At 41.6% G+C, this 15,611-nt stretch carries 14 protein-coding genes; 9 read left to right on the top strand and 5 right to left on the bottom strand.

Annotation, left to right across the window (positions count from 1 at the left end):
• The first annotated feature begins 45 nt into the window (after positions 1-45).
• From ABIB50_RS25815 to ABIB50_RS25825, 3 genes are all read left to right on the top strand, one after another.
• Positions 46-1,017 carry a chitinase gene (locus ABIB50_RS25815; RefSeq protein WP_429384763.1) on the top strand — a complete coding sequence of 324 codons (972 nt, stop codon included), beginning with the start codon at positions 46-48 and terminating at the stop codon, positions 1,015-1,017.
• Positions 1,018-1,281: 264 nt separating this feature from the next.
• Positions 1,282-1,902 (top strand): hypothetical protein, encoded by a 621-nt coding sequence (locus ABIB50_RS25820; protein ID WP_429384766.1) that lies wholly within the window; start codon positions 1,282-1,284, stop codon positions 1,900-1,902.
• A 17-nt stretch (positions 1,903-1,919) separates the two neighbouring features.
• Complete coding sequence (locus tag ABIB50_RS25825; protein ID WP_429384769.1) at positions 1,920-2,180, top strand: hypothetical protein; 261 nt, start codon at positions 1,920-1,922, stop codon at positions 2,178-2,180.
• A gap of 236 nt (positions 2,181-2,416) precedes the next feature.
• On the opposite strand, the gene ABIB50_RS25830 is transcribed toward ABIB50_RS25825, so the two are convergent.
• The 3 genes from ABIB50_RS25830 to ABIB50_RS25840 form a co-directional block, all read right to left on the bottom strand.
• Positions 2,417-3,151, bottom strand: a complete 735-nt coding sequence (locus ABIB50_RS25830) for an ABC transporter ATP-binding protein (protein WP_429384771.1) — start codon at positions 3,149-3,151, stop codon at positions 2,417-2,419.
• A 129-nt stretch (positions 3,152-3,280) separates the two neighbouring features.
• Complete coding sequence (gatC, locus tag ABIB50_RS25835) at positions 3,281-3,568, bottom strand: Asp-tRNA(Asn)/Glu-tRNA(Gln) amidotransferase subunit GatC (RefSeq protein WP_429384774.1); 288 nt, start codon at positions 3,566-3,568, stop codon at positions 3,281-3,283.
• Positions 3,568-4,296 (bottom strand): lysophospholipid acyltransferase family protein, encoded by a 729-nt coding sequence (locus ABIB50_RS25840; protein WP_429384777.1) that lies wholly within the window; start codon positions 4,294-4,296, stop codon positions 3,568-3,570. The genes gatC and ABIB50_RS25840 overlap by 1 nt, the downstream gene beginning before the upstream one ends.
• A gap of 38 nt (positions 4,297-4,334) precedes the next feature.
• Here ABIB50_RS25840 and trpS point away from each other — a divergent pair, with 38 nt between their 5' ends.
• The 3 genes from trpS to kdsB all read left to right on the top strand — a co-directional run bounded on the left by trpS (position 4,335) and on the right by kdsB (position 6,867).
• On the top strand, positions 4,335-5,330 hold the full coding sequence (trpS, locus tag ABIB50_RS25845) for a tryptophan--tRNA ligase (RefSeq protein ID WP_429384779.1): 996 nt from the start codon (positions 4,335-4,337) through the stop codon (positions 5,328-5,330).
• A gap of 108 nt (positions 5,331-5,438) precedes the next feature.
• Complete coding sequence (locus ABIB50_RS25850) at positions 5,439-6,053, top strand: deoxynucleoside kinase (RefSeq protein ID WP_429384781.1); 615 nt, start codon at positions 5,439-5,441, stop codon at positions 6,051-6,053.
• Positions 6,054-6,135: 82 nt separating this feature from the next.
• Complete coding sequence (gene kdsB, locus ABIB50_RS25855) at positions 6,136-6,867, top strand: 3-deoxy-manno-octulosonate cytidylyltransferase (protein WP_429384783.1); 732 nt, start codon at positions 6,136-6,138, stop codon at positions 6,865-6,867.
• Between the two features lie 20 nt (positions 6,868-6,887).
• Here the strand turns inward: kdsB and ABIB50_RS25860 are convergent, their stop codons facing one another.
• The gene (locus tag ABIB50_RS25860) at positions 6,888-9,554 is read right to left on the bottom strand and encodes a gliding motility-associated C-terminal domain-containing protein (protein ID WP_429384785.1); all 2,667 of its coding nucleotides are present in this window, start codon (positions 9,552-9,554) and stop codon (positions 6,888-6,890) included.
• Between the two features lie 69 nt (positions 9,555-9,623).
• Positions 9,624-10,196, bottom strand: a complete 573-nt coding sequence (locus tag ABIB50_RS25865; protein WP_429384788.1) for a hypothetical protein — start codon at positions 10,194-10,196, stop codon at positions 9,624-9,626.
• 200 nt (positions 10,197-10,396) lie between these two features.
• Here ABIB50_RS25865 and ABIB50_RS25870 point away from each other — a divergent pair, with 200 nt between their 5' ends.
• The 3 genes from ABIB50_RS25870 (at position 10,397) to ABIB50_RS25880 (ending at position 15,448) form a co-directional block, all read left to right on the top strand.
• Positions 10,397-12,007, top strand: coding sequence for a CTP synthase (locus ABIB50_RS25870; RefSeq protein ID WP_429384790.1), 1,611 nt, complete (start codon positions 10,397-10,399; stop codon positions 12,005-12,007).
• Positions 12,008-12,032: 25 nt separating this feature from the next.
• A complete protein-coding gene (yidC, locus tag ABIB50_RS25875; protein ID WP_429384792.1) occupies positions 12,033-13,871 on the top strand; it encodes a membrane protein insertase YidC in 1,839 nt (612 codons plus the stop codon).
• Between the two features lie 212 nt (positions 13,872-14,083).
• The gene (locus tag ABIB50_RS25880; RefSeq protein ID WP_429384794.1) at positions 14,084-15,448 is read left to right on the top strand and encodes an exonuclease domain-containing protein; all 1,365 of its coding nucleotides are present in this window, start codon (positions 14,084-14,086) and stop codon (positions 15,446-15,448) included.
• Positions 15,449-15,611: the final 163 nt, after the last annotated feature.

Here is a 15,611-nt window from a genome sequence, read left to right on the forward strand (position 1 = left end):
CGTCTATCTTTACAATCAATAAATAATACACAACTTTATACGCTTATGAAGCCTGTTATATTGTCAACAAAGTTTTTCCTGCTGCTTGCTACAACCTTAATGCTGTTAAGTTTTAAGTGTGGCAGTGCATCAACAAACATAGCTAAAGCGGCCGCGTTTAACCTGATCACCGAAAAACAGTTTAACGCCCTGTTCCCGCAACGCGACCCATTTTACACATATGCCTCGTTTATTAAAGCCATAAAAGACCTGGCGCAGATAAAAGTTAAGATCACCCGTCGCGCGGTATCGGTTTACCAGTTTATCCGTACCGATAAAGCTACCGGCAAAAGCACCATAGTACGCCAGGACGTGGATTGGAACGAAGCCTGGGCCAAAGTAAAACCCGACAGTACTTATACTGTTGATTATGGCGCTTTTTGTACGGAGAGCGATTTGCTGAGCAATAAAAAGGAGCTGGCCGCCTTTTTTGCCAACGTGGCCCACGAAACCCGCCATGGCATGAATGGTTCCTATACCGACGGCCTGATGTTAAGGCATGAGGATAATACTTCGCTTGATTATTTTGGCGATAGCGATGAATATCCGCCGGTTAAAGGCAAAAAATATTATGGCCGCGGGCCCATGCAGTTAAGCTATAATGGTAATTATGGTTACGCGTCCGATTGTATTTTTGGCGATCATAAAATACTGCTCAACAACCCCGACCTGCTGACTACCGACCCGGTTATAGCTTTTAAAGCAGCCATTTATTTTTGGATGACCCCGCAAACGCATAAACCATCGGCACATGATGTGATAATAGGGAAGTGGAAGCTTAACGCCGCTGATAAAGCTGCCGGCCGTGTTAACGGCTTCGGCATGGTTACAGACATTATAAACGGCGCGGTTGAATGCGGCCAGGGCGAAAACCCCAACATGTTGGACAGGATAGGCTTTTACCAGCACTTTTTAAAACAGCTGGGAGCAAGTGATCCAAACTGTGTGTGCAGTTGCGGAAGGATGAAAGCATTTTAATTAGCGGCGTCATTGCTGTTAGGGTTTAGTAATTCGGTAATAGAATTACTAAACCTTTACAATTGCGAGGAACGAAGCAATCTCTACACTTGCTTATCAATGTTCGTAATGATCGTGCTGGCTATCGCCAAATGGGATCCAACTAATTGAATGTCCTATGCAGAGATTGCTTCGTTCCTCGCAATGACGTATTGGTGAACGTATGAGGTTAAATTTGCTTATTACTTTAACGTTTCCTACTTTTAACAAACACCAACCCAACTCATGGAAGAACACCCTTTTGATGCCACAGGTTTAAGCTACGATACCATAAAAAGGTTCACCGAAACCTATAATACACTTAACGAAGAATTCAGGATCCAGCCTACCGGGCATATTGATTTCGACCTGCACCAGTTTAAAGTTTTCAGGAACTGCCTTGATGTTAATTTAAGGGGATCGTATGTGATCAAACGCGATTGCGGCGATTCATATATCCTGTTTGTGGAAGTGCACTATAAAATAGGCGACAAGCATGTCACTGCTCACCAGGAGTTCCAGGTTTGGGGGCTAACTTACTTAAAACCGAATTTTGGCGGGGTAGTTATCCGCCGCGAAACGCTGACCGATAAAATACTGGAATTAATGCACCCGCACGAGCTGGATTTTGATGAGGACAAGCCATTTAGTAATACCTTTTACGTATTGGTTAACGACCATGCAAAAGCTACCGCCGGTATGAACCGGGATTTCCGCAACGCGGTGATGGATATCCGTGATAATGATTTTATGATAGAAATAGTAGACCATACGCTGATCATCGGTAATTACGACCCTATCGTTGCCGAAAAATCACTGCATATAGCGGAGTTTGTGGAGCGGATTGCGTCGGCGTGTAATGATTAGGATTAACAACAAGGTGTATGAAAAAATTCCCACAAATATCAGAACCCCAGGTCGCATTGGTATGGGCCGACTTCAAAACCGGCCATATTTTGGATAATAACTTTGTAGTAGTTACCAAAGAAAATCAGGAACCTTACAATATATTTGATGATGTAAAGGCCGCCGTTGAATATGCAAAGCTAAACATCATTGAAAGAGGCAATTTGGAGTGTGTTATCAATGGTGCTGATGAAGAATTATTGCATTACATCACTCCCGAAAACGTAAAGAATTTTTAATATTCTTAGCCCCGGGGTGTTTCATTTGACCGTTTTTATGAAACAAAAACGCTTAAAAAATCAATTAGCTGTATTTCAGTAGCTTATATCATATCGCTGTATGAAAATCCTGACGTAAAAGTTGTTTCATTTTGTTTCACCGGTTTTTCGTAACCAGTTAACAGACAATGGATTATCACGAAATCGTGTTTCATCTGTTTCAATTGTTTCACATTTACGTGAAATGAAACAAACGGTTAAACTATCCCGCTGCGGTCCACTATCTGGATATTGGTATTAGCGTAATCGCGCTCAATTAAACCATCGCGCATCCGCACAATACGGTGGGCGTGCATGGCAATATCTTCCTCGTGCGTTACTAATATTATGGTGTTGCCTTTGGCATGGATATCTTCCATAAGGCTCATTATTTCTATAGATGTTTTGGTATCCAGGTTACCGGTAGGCTCATCGGCAAGGATAATAGAAGGATCATTAATTAAAGCCCTGGCTACAGCCACGCGCTGGCGCTGGCCACCCGATAATTCGTTAGGGCGGTGATCGGTACGGTTACCCAAACCTACATTCTCTAACGCTTTCTTGGCACGTGCCTGGCGGCCCTCTTTATTAACGCCGGCATATATTAAAGGCAGGGCCACGTTGTCTAACGCTGTATTACGGGGCAACAAGTTAAATGTCTGGAAAACAAAGCCGATCTCGGAGTTACGCACCTCGGCCAAATCGTTGTCGCTCATGTGGCTAACGTTGATGCCGTTAAGAATGTATTCGCCTTTGGTAGGTGTATCCAAACAACCCAAAATATTCATCAAAGTTGATTTACCCGAACCAGACGGACCCATCAGCGCCACAAACTCACCTTTGTTTATAGTTAACGTTACATCCTTAAGCGCGTGGATAACCTCGCTGCCTATAACGTATTTACGCCCTATATTTTTAATGGTGATTAATGGCTTGTCTTTTAATGGCTCCATGCTTGTTTTTGTTCTTTGACTGTGGCAGGGGATGTTTTGTTACAATCTTTTTAGTATTGAGTTTTGAGTGGTGAGTTTTGAGTTGTATAAGCCACTCAAAACTCAAACACCGTTACTGAAAACTTAAATCTACCCAATAACTTTTGCCACCAAAAAGTACTTATCATCGTGCTTAGGCGAGTTTTGTAAAGCTTCTTCAACAGTAACTTCCTGCTTAACTACATCTTCCCTGAAAACATTTACTTCGGAAGACAAGTAGATCAACGGCTCGACGGCTGATGTATCAATCTCGTTTAGCTTTTCCATAAAGCTCAGGATCTTGTTCATATCGCCAATCATTTCCGTTTTTTCGGTTTCGGCCAGTTCAAGGCGGGCAAGGTGGGCTATCTTATCTACGGTTTCGCTGTCAATGGTCATTATACTAATTTTTGGTTGATGATGGTGTGTACCTGGTCGCGCAGGGCATCGGCATCATCAGGTGTTAAATTTGCCGTTTCAATAGGCTTATGTGCAAATATATGGCAAATTCCCGGTTTGCTGCCATGGTCAAGGCCGGTATCCCATAAAACTTTCCAGGTATCTATAGATGACACGGGGATTATAGGTACTTTCAAGTCAATCGCCATACGGAACGGGCCGTTCTTAAAATCATTTAATTGCGGCGGGTAGTCATCAGGTATCCGCCCCTCCGGGAATATGATCACCGACTGGCCCCCGGCCAAAACCTCCGATGCTTTTTTAAACGCACGGTATGACGACATTTTGCTATCGCGATTTACCGGGATATCAACGGTTTTAAAAAACAGGCGGGTTACCATATTATTCAGCAACTCTTCCTTACCCATAAAGCAATGGTTGTTGTTTTTAACCATGATTGTCATGGCGGTAATGTCGAGATTAGAGGTATGGTTAGGGCAGATGATGTAGGTCCTGTTCCAGTCGATTGGCTCAGCATATTCAAAACTATAAAGAATACCCACCAGTAATGAACTTACAAATCCCCAGGTACGACGGATGGCATTCATGTACTTATAATTGCGCGTATTACGCGATAACACGTATAAAAACGGGAAGGCTACGGCATAAGTTAAGGCAACAGAAACTATATATAAATAGCAATGCAGTTTCCTCAATATTATTTTCATCGTCTCCAAAAATATAAAAAATACTTACTTTCGCCGCTATGGAAACTGTTGTTAGTGGTATCAGATCGACCGGGAACTTACATTTAGGTAATTATTACGGTGCAATACAGAATTTTGTGAAAATGCAGCACGAGTATAACTGCTTTTTTTTTATTGCTGACCTGCACTCGCTCACCACACATCCTACGCCTGCAAACCTGCACACCAATGTTAAAAATGTATTGGTTGAATATTTGGCAGCGGGCATTGATCCGGAGAAAGCAACCATCTACGTGCAATCAGACGTGCAGGAGATCTCTGAACTGTACTTATACATGAATATGAACGCCTACATGGGCGAACTTGAACGCAGCACTTCATTTAAAGATAAAGTACGCGCCAACCCTGATAACGTAAACGCCGGCCTTTTAACCTACCCGGTTTTAATGGCTGCCGACATTTTAATCCACAAAGCTACCAAAGTACCCGTAGGTAAAGACCAGGAGCAACACTTGGAAATGGCGCGCACTTTTGGCAACCGCTTTAACCGTTTATATAATAACGAGTATTTCCCGGAGCCTTATGCCTTTAATTTTAGCAGCAACCTGGTAAAAATACCGGGGCTTGACGGCAAGGGTAAAATGGGTAAATCAGAAGGAGAGGGGAATGCTGTTTTCTTGTCAGATTCGCCCGAGGTTATCCGCAAAAAAGTAATGCGCGCGGTTACGGATAGCGGCCCGACTACCGAAAATCAAACCAAACCCGAAGAGATCCAAAACCTGTTCGACCTGATGAAAGTGGTTTCGGCACCCGATACTATTGCGCATTTTGACAACCTGTATAATACTATGCAGATCCGTTACGGCGACCTGAAAAAACAGTTAGCCGAGGACATGATCATTGCTACTGCGCCAATCCGCGAAAAGATAAATGATATTGCCAACGACGCACCCTACCTGCGCCAGGTGGCCCGCTACGGCGCCATTAAAGCCCGCGAAAGCGCCGCTAAAACCATTAAAGAGGTTAGGGAGATAATTGGGTTCAGGAGCTTTTAGATGGCTTATATGGTTCATGGTTGATAGTTCATAGCCATGAACGATTAACAATTGATCATGAACTAAAATCATTTTGACATTTAACATTCTAATTCTATCTTAGCGAATATGCATATAGCTGTTGTTGGTAATATAGGAGCCGGTAAAACCACGCTCACCGAACTGCTGGCCAAGAATTATGGCTGGGATCCCTTATACGAAGCCGTTGATAATAATCCGTATCTGGAAGATTTTTACAGCGATATGAAGCGCTGGAGCTTTAACCTGCAGATCTATTTTCTGAACAGTCGTTATCGCCAGATCATCGATATTCAAAAAAGCGGCCGTAATATTATACAGGATCGTACCATTTATGAGGATGCCTACATATTTGCAGAGAACCTGCACGATATGGGCCTGATGACCAGCCGCGATTACGATAACTACGAATCGATATTTAATAATATAACTGAGTATATAAAGCCACCCGATCTGCTGGTTTACCTGAAAGCTTCTGTACCAACGCTGGTAAATAACATCCAGCGCCGTGGCCGCGAGTATGAGATAGGGATCCGTATAGACTATCTTTCAAAACTTAACGAGAAATACGATAAGTGGATAAACAACTATAAGCTGGGCAAGCTATTGATACTGGATAAAGATAACCTGGATTTCGCTAATAATACCGAGGACTTGTCAAATATTATCCAGTTGGTTGAACGGGAGATAAACGGACTATTTTAGGTCATGAGTTTTGGGTTATGAGTTTTAAGTACAACATATTATTTAACTCGCCACTCATCACTCACCACTCATCACTCAAATAATGAAGATCCTCGGAATCATTCCCGCACGTTACGCATCATCAAGGTTTCCCGGTAAGCCATTGGTTGATATTGCCGGCAAAAGCATGATCCAACGTGTTTATGAGCAGGCTAAAAAGTGCACTGATTTAACCGAGGTTATTGTTGCTACCGATGACGACCGGATATTTGACCATGTAACGGCCTTTGGCGGCGTAGCGGTAATGACCAGCGCCGATCATCAAAGCGGTACCGACCGTTGTGCCGAAGTGGCCCGGGCGCATCCTCAATATCATGTAGTAATAAATATTCAGGGCGATGAACCTTATATCGACCCTGAACAAATAACCAAGCTTGCCTCCTGTTTTGCAACCCCCGAAACCCAGATAGCTACTTTAGTTAAAAAGGTAAAAACCGATCAGGAGCTGCATAACCCCAATACACCCAAGGTAATTGTAAACAAACTAAGCGAGGCTGCTTATTTTTCACGCTCGGCAATACCACATATCCGTGGCGAGGAGCCGCAAAATTGGCTGGAGTTTTATACTTTCTTTAAACATATCGGCATATACGGTTACCGGGCTGATGTTTTGCAGGAGATAACCAAGTTACCTATATCAGCCTTAGAAAAAGCCGAGAGCCTGGAGCAATTGCGCTGGATAGAGAACGGCTACCGAATTAAAGTTGCAGAGACGGAGTTGGAAACGTATGCGGTGGATACGCCGGAGGATTTGTTAAACTTAAACTTCTTGTAAGCGTTAGCGTTTTCGTAAGTTCAATAAATTATGGTCAGGTTTCCACTTATCGTTTGGCTACCGGCATGGCCGCTAATAACATAATAATAAACCCCGGCAGGTACCTTCTTGTTGCTTACTAAGCCACTCCAGGGTATTGTATAGCCTATACTTTGAAAAACAATATCGCCGTACCGGTTATAAACTTTTACTGTTGTTGATAAATCGCCTTCTAAGCCGGCAATTACCCAGCTATCGTTTATACCATCGCCGTTTGGTGTGAAAGCGTTGGGGACGTGGATATCGGCACAATGGCTGGTAATATTGATCACTTGAGTTGCTGTGCAGCCATTGGCGGCAGTAACAGTTAAGGTTACTTTACCCAGTTTGTTTGTGTGATAGGTCGAAGTACCTGATTGTCCGTTCCATTCGTATTTTGTAAACCCGGTAGGTGCTGTTAGGGTAATTTGTTCGTTAGTAAACTGACATAAAGCAGCATCCGGAACACTTAAAGTTGGATTGGGTAAAAATTTAATATCAATATCTTTTGAAACCTCGCAACCGGCTGCTGTTTTCACGGTTGCAGTGTAAGTGGCAGATTGTTTAACGTTTATTTGCGCCGTTGATTCTCCTGTCGACCATTTTAATGTACCACCGGAGTAAGTCGCTTTTAAATCGACTGTTTGTCCATCACACAAAGTTAATGTAGTTAGTTTTTCTATATTGATGATTGGTGCGGCTTCAAAGCTTAATGTATAAGCTGCGGAAGTTTGACTGCAGGTAGTTAAATTACTGCTTAAGGTAATTGTATAGTTACCTGGCTCATTGGTTATGATAGTGGTTTTATTCTGGTTAGTACTCATTACTGCGCCATCTTTAAACCAATCAATTATATATGTACCATCATTAACAAACGGGATAGATAAAGTTGCCTGGTCGCCAATACAATAGGCTGCTTTATCGGCAGCTATAATTGGTTTGGTTATTTTAATAAAATCTATTTGTACCTCTTTGGTACCTATCCAGTTCGTTCCGCAATTACTCACTTCCAGTTTGTATTTGCCAGCCTGGGTGGTATTGAGGGTAGCGGTTGTATTACCGTTTAATACACCATCTTTATACCAACGATATTGATAGGCGACATTTGTTTCTGTTTTAAGTGTTGCGCTTGTGCCATCGCAGAAAGTTATTTTATCGGGATAGTTAAATGTGAAGATAGGTGCGGCGACAGTTGTTATTTTTAAACGATTTGTTTCGAAATGGATAGGTGTGCATGGATCATACAAAATCGCATAATATTCGCCGGGTTGGGTTGTTTTCAGTGTGGTGTTTGTTTCGTTAGGCACCGCTGCTCCGTCTTTGTACCATTGCACAAAAGTAGAACCGTAATAACCCGAATGGATATTAATATTTACAGATGCGCCTGAGCAGGTTTGGATTTCATTTAATGAAAAATTTGCCCCATCAAAACTTATCGCTGAAGATAATTTTTGCGAAGTGTTTACAAATGGTAAATAATCCGGAATTAAAAAATATAACCCATCGTTGGCGGCAACCCAAATCCCGTTTTCGCAAACATAGCCCGTTGCAGTTTCAATTGAAGTGCCACCATTTGAATTGCTTCTGTTTTTTGGACCGGGATTGATTATATCGTATGAATTAGCATTTACACATATGTCGTTAACTGGCTTGTTGCCAAATTCATCCAAATGAAAAAAGGTATATTCAGTTAACCCATTTCTATATTGAGAATTACTAAAATATAGTCCTTGTGATGATCCGATCAATAAGTTTTCCTGTACAAGGCCCTTTATAAAAAAACCGCCAAAGGGGACGAGGCCATAAATAGACGTTATTTTAGTTATATCAGTTCCCTTTAAATAATGCCGTATAGGATAATAACCGGAAATAAAATGGGAGTAATTATGTAAATTCTCGAACAGTCCGTTTTCCGTAGCCCAAAATTGAATACCGGACACAGAAAATTGTCCGGCTGGAAAATAAGGTTCTCCGGAAGTAAAAAATGCAGATTTAAGCGTATTTCCAAAGCTGTTACCACCCAAATAAATGTGGCCTACATATTCGCCGTAATTTATAAAAGTAGATATGGCACGGTGTTCGACTGTATCGGCGGAGCAGCAGTTAGAAATCGATGTCATCATAACTCCACGATAGCTACTATCATAAATATGGAAGTCTATATCTCTGCTTGCCGGTAACATGATGTCCACTTGATAATCATAACGGCAAACACCATGGGATGTCCCTATAGCTAAAACATGGGCACTGACAAGTCCAAGGGCGTTTTGTCCATAAGTAGTAACTGCCATGGATGTAATCGTACCTACTATACCATCCGAAACGCCTAAGAGCCTAATTGTGCCTTTTCTGTAAGCGATAACATTTGAAGTGCTTGTGGCTATAAAAACAGTGTCTTTATTTTGACCTACTATATCAATAAACTGCAGGTTGTTGTAAGTGCTAAAGGTTCCGGTAAAATCCACCACTTCAAAACTTAAACTATTTATCTGGTAAACCTCGTTATTTTGCGCAAGTACCCATAAATATGGGTCACTGACATCTCTCTTAACCTTGAGTATGTTTTTGCCTGCTAAAAAAGTTTGATTTACATGCAGGTCCATATCCTGCTGGCTATAAGCTCCAGTAGATAAAAAAAGAAAAGAAAGCAGGAGTAGGTAAACGCGCATCACTAAATATTCGACGCTAAAAATAGCTTAATAATTTAGTTTAGCAAGCCGGTAACTATAAATTACAACTTATTTAATCTTACTATATAACGCTGCAACCTTACCATGGCACTCATTCAATATCACAACTGATTGCGATAAATTATCAAGCACTTTACGCTTAAACGCTTTGTTGCCCTTGTTTTTAGGTGCCTGACTTATCAATTCATCATTTTCATAAATGCGGAAGTTTAGTTTATCATATACCTCGGCACTATTAAAATTAGGGATGCTTAGATGATCTACCAGCGGACGGTTAGCCAGTAATATTTTTTCAAGATCGGCTACATTGGTTTGCATTACGCGTAACGAATTAGGAAAGTGATGATCTTTAAAACCACCCTTGTTGATAAGGTTTATAAGGTTATTTTGATTGATGATCAATACCTTCGCTTTTTTATTAAACATAACTGCAAAGTTTGCAAATTTTATCCTGTCGGGACTGTGGGTTATCCGTTGGGCATTCTCGGTTAGTGTTGAAAATAATTTAGATACCAGGTTTAAAGAGTACAGGTAATTTTGGTACGCGTCCCGGGGCTTATCACGTGCAAAATTAGTATCAGCAATAAATAAAAAGGCAATAAACAAAAGTACTTTCTTCATAATTGTGCAGACTTATAATTATGTAGTAAGAAAATATTTCTTGTTTTGTTTAAAATAAAATCACCGTAGCAATTAACATTCAGCGCCTTATCAACAATTAAATTTTTAAAACCCAAACACCAAAAATATTCTTACTTTTGTATCCCGTACACAAACATTTGATGCAGGCTTAAAACCGGCATCAAAATTCAAAAAATATCATGACTAAATACATATTTGTTACGGGCGGTGTGACCTCTTCGTTAGGGAAAGGCATTATATCGGCTTCATTAGCCAAATTACTACAATCGCGCGGATACAGCGTAACCATTCAAAAATTCGACCCTTATATCAACATTGATCCGGGAACATTGAACCCTTACGAGCATGGCGAATGCTACGTTACCGAGGATGGGGCCGAAACAGATCTGGATTTAGGCCATTACGAGCGTTTTTTAAATACGCCAACATCAAAAGCCAACAACATTACTACCGGCCGTATCTACCAAAACGTTATTAACAAAGAACGCGAAGGCGCTTTTTTAGGCAAGACCGTACAAGTTGTTCCGCATATTACCGACGAGATAAAACGCAACATCCGCATATTGGGCGAGGATGGCAAATATGATATTGTAATAACCGAATTAGGCGGTACCGTAGGCGATATCGAATCATTACCCTACATTGAGGCTGTGCGCCAGTTTAGGTGGGAGATAGGATCAGGTAACTCATTGGTTATCCACCTAACCCTGATCCCTTTCCTTGCAGCGGCAGGCGAATTGAAAACCAAGCCAACTCAACACTCGGTTAAAATGTTGTTGGAGTATGGAATTCAGCCCGATATTTTGGTTTGCCGTACAGAGCATCATTTAAATATGGATATCCGTAAAAAGATAGCCTTGTTTTGTAATGTTAACATTAACGCGGTTATCGAGTCTATCGATGCCTCAACCATATATGATGTGCCATTGCTGATGCTTAAAGAGCAGTTGGACAAAACAGTACTAACCAAGCTTAAACTACCACATAAAATAGATCCGGAATTAACAAACTGGAAAGACTTTTTGGGCCGCCTTAAAAATCCTACATCCGAAGTTAAAATTGGCCTGGTAGGTAAATATGTTGAGTTGCCTGATGCTTATAAATCAATCATCGAATCGTTTATCCACGCCGGTGCAAAAAACGAGTGCAAGGTAAAGGTGGTGTATATCCCGTCAGAATCATTGACCCCGGGCAACGCTATTGATAAGCTGCAGGGCTTGCATGGGGTGCTGGTTGCACCTGGCTTTGGCGAGCGTGGCTTTGAAGGTAAAATAGAAGCGATACGTTATGTGCGCGAAAATAATATTCCGTTCTTTGGTATTTGTTTGGGTATGCAGTGTGCCGTGGTTGAATATGCCCGTAACGTGTTGGGCCTTAAAGATGCCAGCAGTACAGAGATGAACCCGGACACCCCGAACCCGGTTATCGCTATGATGGAAGAGCAAAAGAAAGTTGTAAACAAAGGCGGTACCATGCGTTTAGGCTCATACGCCTGCGACCTGAAGAAGGGAAGCAAAGCCTTTGCCATATACGGCCAGCAACATATTACGGAGCGTCACCGCCATCGTTACGAGTTTAATAACGAGTACTTAAAGCAATACGAAGCGGCAGGCTTGATCCCGTCAGGCTTTAACCCCGAGAATAATTTGGTGGAGATAGTTGAGCTTAAAAGCCACCCGTTTTTTGTAGGCGCGCAGTTCCATCCCGAATTAAAATCAACAGTTGCTAATCCGCACCCACTTTTTATTAACTTTGTCGCCGCTTCGATGGCTTACGCCCGCAAGAAATAGTTAATTTGAGTACGATACGATAGAAATGGATAGAAATACGTTTACAGGGTTATTCCTGATCATGATCATTATTGCCGGTTCGGTTTGGTTTTTAAAACCAAGCGACGCGCAATTAAAAAAAGAGGCTTTATTACAAGCCAATTTAAAAAAGCAAGACTCGTTAAAGAAATTAGGAACAAGTGCCACAACAGCTAAATTTGATACCACAGCCAAAATTGCAGCCGCAACTGTTGATTCGGCTGCTTTAAAAAGCCCGTTTGGTGCTACTATAAACGGTACAGAAAAACTAATAACCTTAGAGAATAAGGACCTGCGCATCAAATTAAGTACCCGCGGTGGCCGTATTTACTCTGTCGAGTTAAAAAACTTTAAAACGTTTGATAAAAAGCCATTGGTGTTATTTGATGGTGATGCCAACAAATTTGGTTTCAGCTTCGGCGCCGGATCAGCCAATGTAAATACCAACGAAAGATATTTTACCCCAAGCGCCGAAGGTTTACAGGTTACGGGCAAAGATTCATCATCCATAACCATGCGTTTAACCTACAGCCCAACGCAGTATATTGATTATATATACAACTTGAAAGGCGAGGGCTATAAAGTAGGCTTTACCATTAAAGCAGTTGGCCTGGATAATGTAATAGCTAACAGCAGCAGCATTACTTTAAACTGGGAAAGCAGCCTGCATAAATTAGAGCAAGGCCATACGCTTGATCATCAAAACTCTTATATAGGGTACTTTGATACTGAACGTAATTATGATTTTATTGGCGACACCAAAGACGATCAAAAGGACATTGCTGATAAAAAAATGCAATGGGTCTCGTTTAAGCAACACTTCTTTTCGAGCGTATTAATATCAAAAGATGGCTTCAGCAAATCAAGTTTTACTATAAGTACAGATACTTCAAATCACGCTGATATTAAACAGCTTAAAGCTAACCTGGTATTAGCACGTAATGCTGACGGTACCTTCCCGCTTGATTTTTACTTTAGCCCTAACCACTTTAAAACATTGCAGGCACAGGGCCATAGTCTCGAGAAGCAAATTAACATGGGCTGGGGGCCGTTAAAATTCATTAACCGTTACGCCGTACAGCCGGTATTTAATATCTTAACCCAGTTTAATTGGAACTATGGTATCATTATACTGGCATTAACCATTATCCTTAAATTAGTTTTATCGCCGCTTACTTACAAATCTTACCTGTCAATGGCCAAGATGCGTGTGTTAAAGCCTGAGATGGATGAGATTAAAGCAAAAGTAGGCGATGATAACCCAACCTTATTACAGCAGGAATACCTGAAGCTCTATAAAAAGGCGGGCGTAAACCCATTAGGTGGTTGTTTGCCTTTATTGTTACAGATGCCGATTGTTATCGCATTCTTCCGGTTTTTCCCGGGTTTGTTTGAGTTGCGCGGTCAAAGCTTCCTTTGGATGCATGATTTGTCGACCTATGATGCAGTTATAAACTTTGGTTTTAATATCCCGTTCATTGGCGAGCATTTAAGTTTAATGTGTTTGTTGATGACGGTATCCACCCTGATCTATACTTACTTTAACAACCAGATCTCGGGTGTAAGCGGCCAGATGAAATATATTGGCTATATCACCCCGATAATTTTCTTAGGCGCATTAAACGGTTATCCGTCAGGCTTGAACTATTATTACTTCTTGGCTAACATGCTTACTTTCTTACAACAATACGTTATTAAGTTAATGGTTGATGATAAGAAGATCCATGCCCAGATCCAGGAAAACAAAAAGAAACCTGAGGATAAAAAGAAGAAATCAGGCTTCAGCGCTAAAATGGAAGAAATGATGCGTGCGCAACAACAGGTGCAGGCTAAGAAAGGGAAATAGTTGTTGGAGATTAGAGATTAGTAAAGGCCCGCGATTTATCGCGGGCCTTTTTTGTTATCCCAATCTGTCATTTCGAAGCGTAGCGAGAAATCTTAAACGCCACGCTACAGATCGTAGTATAAGATTTCTCACTCGTCCCTCGTTTCGAAATGACATCAAAATTTATTTTCAATAATCAACTAAAAATATTAGTAAATTACTACATTTGAAATATGTATGCAATTGTAGATATTGAGACCACGGGAGGGCATGCCAGCGCAAACGGTATAACCGAAATTGCTATTTGTTTACACGATGGTAAAAAGGTAACTAAACGCTTTAGCACGCTTGTAAATCCCCGCAGGGATATTCCTATCTACATACGGGCCCTCACGGGCATTACCAACGAAATGGTTGCCGAAGCGCCGCCGTTTGAAGATGTGGCTGCTGATATTTACCACATGCTGCATGGCAAAATTTTCATCGCCCATAACGTTAATTTCGATTACTCTTTTGTGCGCTACCATCTGGCCGCTGCCGGGTACGATCTGCAAACCAATAAACTATGTACCGTAAGGCTGGGCCGAAAAATATTACCAGGACTGCCATCATATAGTTTAGGCAAGCTTTGCCGGCATTTAGGTATTGATAACGAGAGCCGCCACCGCGCTATGGGCGATGCCGAGGCAACTGCCGAACTATTTAGCCTGCTGCTGCGTAATGATAAGGACGACCATATTAAACAAGCGTTAAAGGCAAATTCGAAAGAGCAGGTATTACCACCGCATTTACCTAAAAAAACTGTGCTGGAATTACCCAATAGCCCGGGGGTATATTATTTCCACGATCATAAAGGAAAGGTGATATATGTAGGCAAAGCCAAGAATATTAAGAAACGTGTAAGCAGTCACTTTACCGGCAACAACCCCGGGTCACAACGCCAGGGATTTTTAAAGGAGATCCACCAGATAACCCACCAGGCTTGCGGAACCGAGCTGATAGCGTTTGTACTTGAAGCTGTCGAGATAAAGCGCCTTTGGCCAAAATATAACCGGTCGCTTAAGCGGTTTGAGCATGCTTATGGCTTATATATGTTTGAAGACCAGCGGGGGTATATGCGCCTGGCAGTTGATAAGCATAGAAAATATACCGGGGCAATATATACCTGCAATACCATGCTTGAGGGTAGGGCGATATTAAATCAATTGATAGATACCTTCGCACTGTGCCCTAAACTTTGCTTTATTCAAAATAACGCGGAGCCCTGTATCGGTACAGCTAAAGACCAATGCGCCTGCACCGGTATAGAAACTGCCGAAAGCTATAACCAAAAAGTACAACTGGCGCTTGATGAGCTGAACCAGGCGCTGCCAACCTTCGCAATCCGTGATGATGGCCGTACTGATGACGAGCATAGCTGTATCCTTGTCGAGAAAGGAAAATTTTATGGCATGGGTTATATCTCGCAATATTTTGATGTAGAGAGCTTACAGCAGCTTAAAAACTATATTACGCCATATCCCGGCAACGACTATATTAAAAATATGGTTGCTAACTACGCAGAGAAGTTTCCGCAGCGTAAGGTGGTGTTTGCGTAAAGTTTTTTACTGTGATTGCGAGCGGAGCGTGCCAATCGCCAACTTTGCAGCGTGCGATTGCCACACTATCGCTCACAATTACAAACAGATTTTATTCCTCGCAGGTTTAATTAACCTTTTAAATCGGCATCATAATTGGTGAGTTTTAATACATCTATTAAAA

Source organism: Mucilaginibacter sp. UYCu711 (assembly GCF_050433825.1).
Lineage (GTDB): Bacteria > Bacteroidota > Bacteroidia > Sphingobacteriales > Sphingobacteriaceae > Mucilaginibacter.

Excerpts from the sequence above, each read along its gene's own strand:
- ABIB50_RS25815 (WP_429384763.1), top strand. The coding sequence starts at position 46 with ATGAAGCCTGTTATATTGTCAACAAAGTTTTTCCTGCTGCTTGCTACA.
- ABIB50_RS25820 (WP_429384766.1), top strand. The coding sequence starts at position 1,282 with ATGGAAGAACACCCTTTTGATGCCACAGGTTTAAGCTACGATACCATA.
- ABIB50_RS25825 (WP_429384769.1), top strand. The coding sequence starts at position 1,920 with ATGAAAAAATTCCCACAAATATCAGAACCCCAGGTCGCATTGGTATGG.
- ABIB50_RS25830 (WP_429384771.1), bottom strand. The coding sequence starts at position 3,151 with ATGGAGCCATTAAAAGACAAGCCATTAATCACCATTAAAAATATAGGG.
- gatC (WP_429384774.1), bottom strand. The coding sequence starts at position 3,568 with ATGACCATTGACAGCGAAACCGTAGATAAGATAGCCCACCTTGCCCGC.
- ABIB50_RS25840 (WP_429384777.1), bottom strand. The coding sequence starts at position 4,296 with ATGAAAATAATATTGAGGAAACTGCATTGCTATTTATATATAGTTTCT.
- trpS (WP_429384779.1), top strand. The coding sequence starts at position 4,335 with ATGGAAACTGTTGTTAGTGGTATCAGATCGACCGGGAACTTACATTTA.
- ABIB50_RS25850 (WP_429384781.1), top strand. The coding sequence starts at position 5,439 with ATGCATATAGCTGTTGTTGGTAATATAGGAGCCGGTAAAACCACGCTC.
- kdsB (WP_429384783.1), top strand. The coding sequence starts at position 6,136 with ATGAAGATCCTCGGAATCATTCCCGCACGTTACGCATCATCAAGGTTT.
- ABIB50_RS25860 (WP_429384785.1), bottom strand. The coding sequence starts at position 9,554 with ATGCGCGTTTACCTACTCCTGCTTTCTTTTCTTTTTTTATCTACTGGA.
- ABIB50_RS25865 (WP_429384788.1), bottom strand. The coding sequence starts at position 10,196 with ATGAAGAAAGTACTTTTGTTTATTGCCTTTTTATTTATTGCTGATACT.
- ABIB50_RS25870 (WP_429384790.1), top strand. The coding sequence starts at position 10,397 with ATGACTAAATACATATTTGTTACGGGCGGTGTGACCTCTTCGTTAGGG.
- yidC (WP_429384792.1), top strand. The coding sequence starts at position 12,033 with ATGGATAGAAATACGTTTACAGGGTTATTCCTGATCATGATCATTATT.
- ABIB50_RS25880 (WP_429384794.1), top strand. The coding sequence starts at position 14,084 with ATGTATGCAATTGTAGATATTGAGACCACGGGAGGGCATGCCAGCGCA.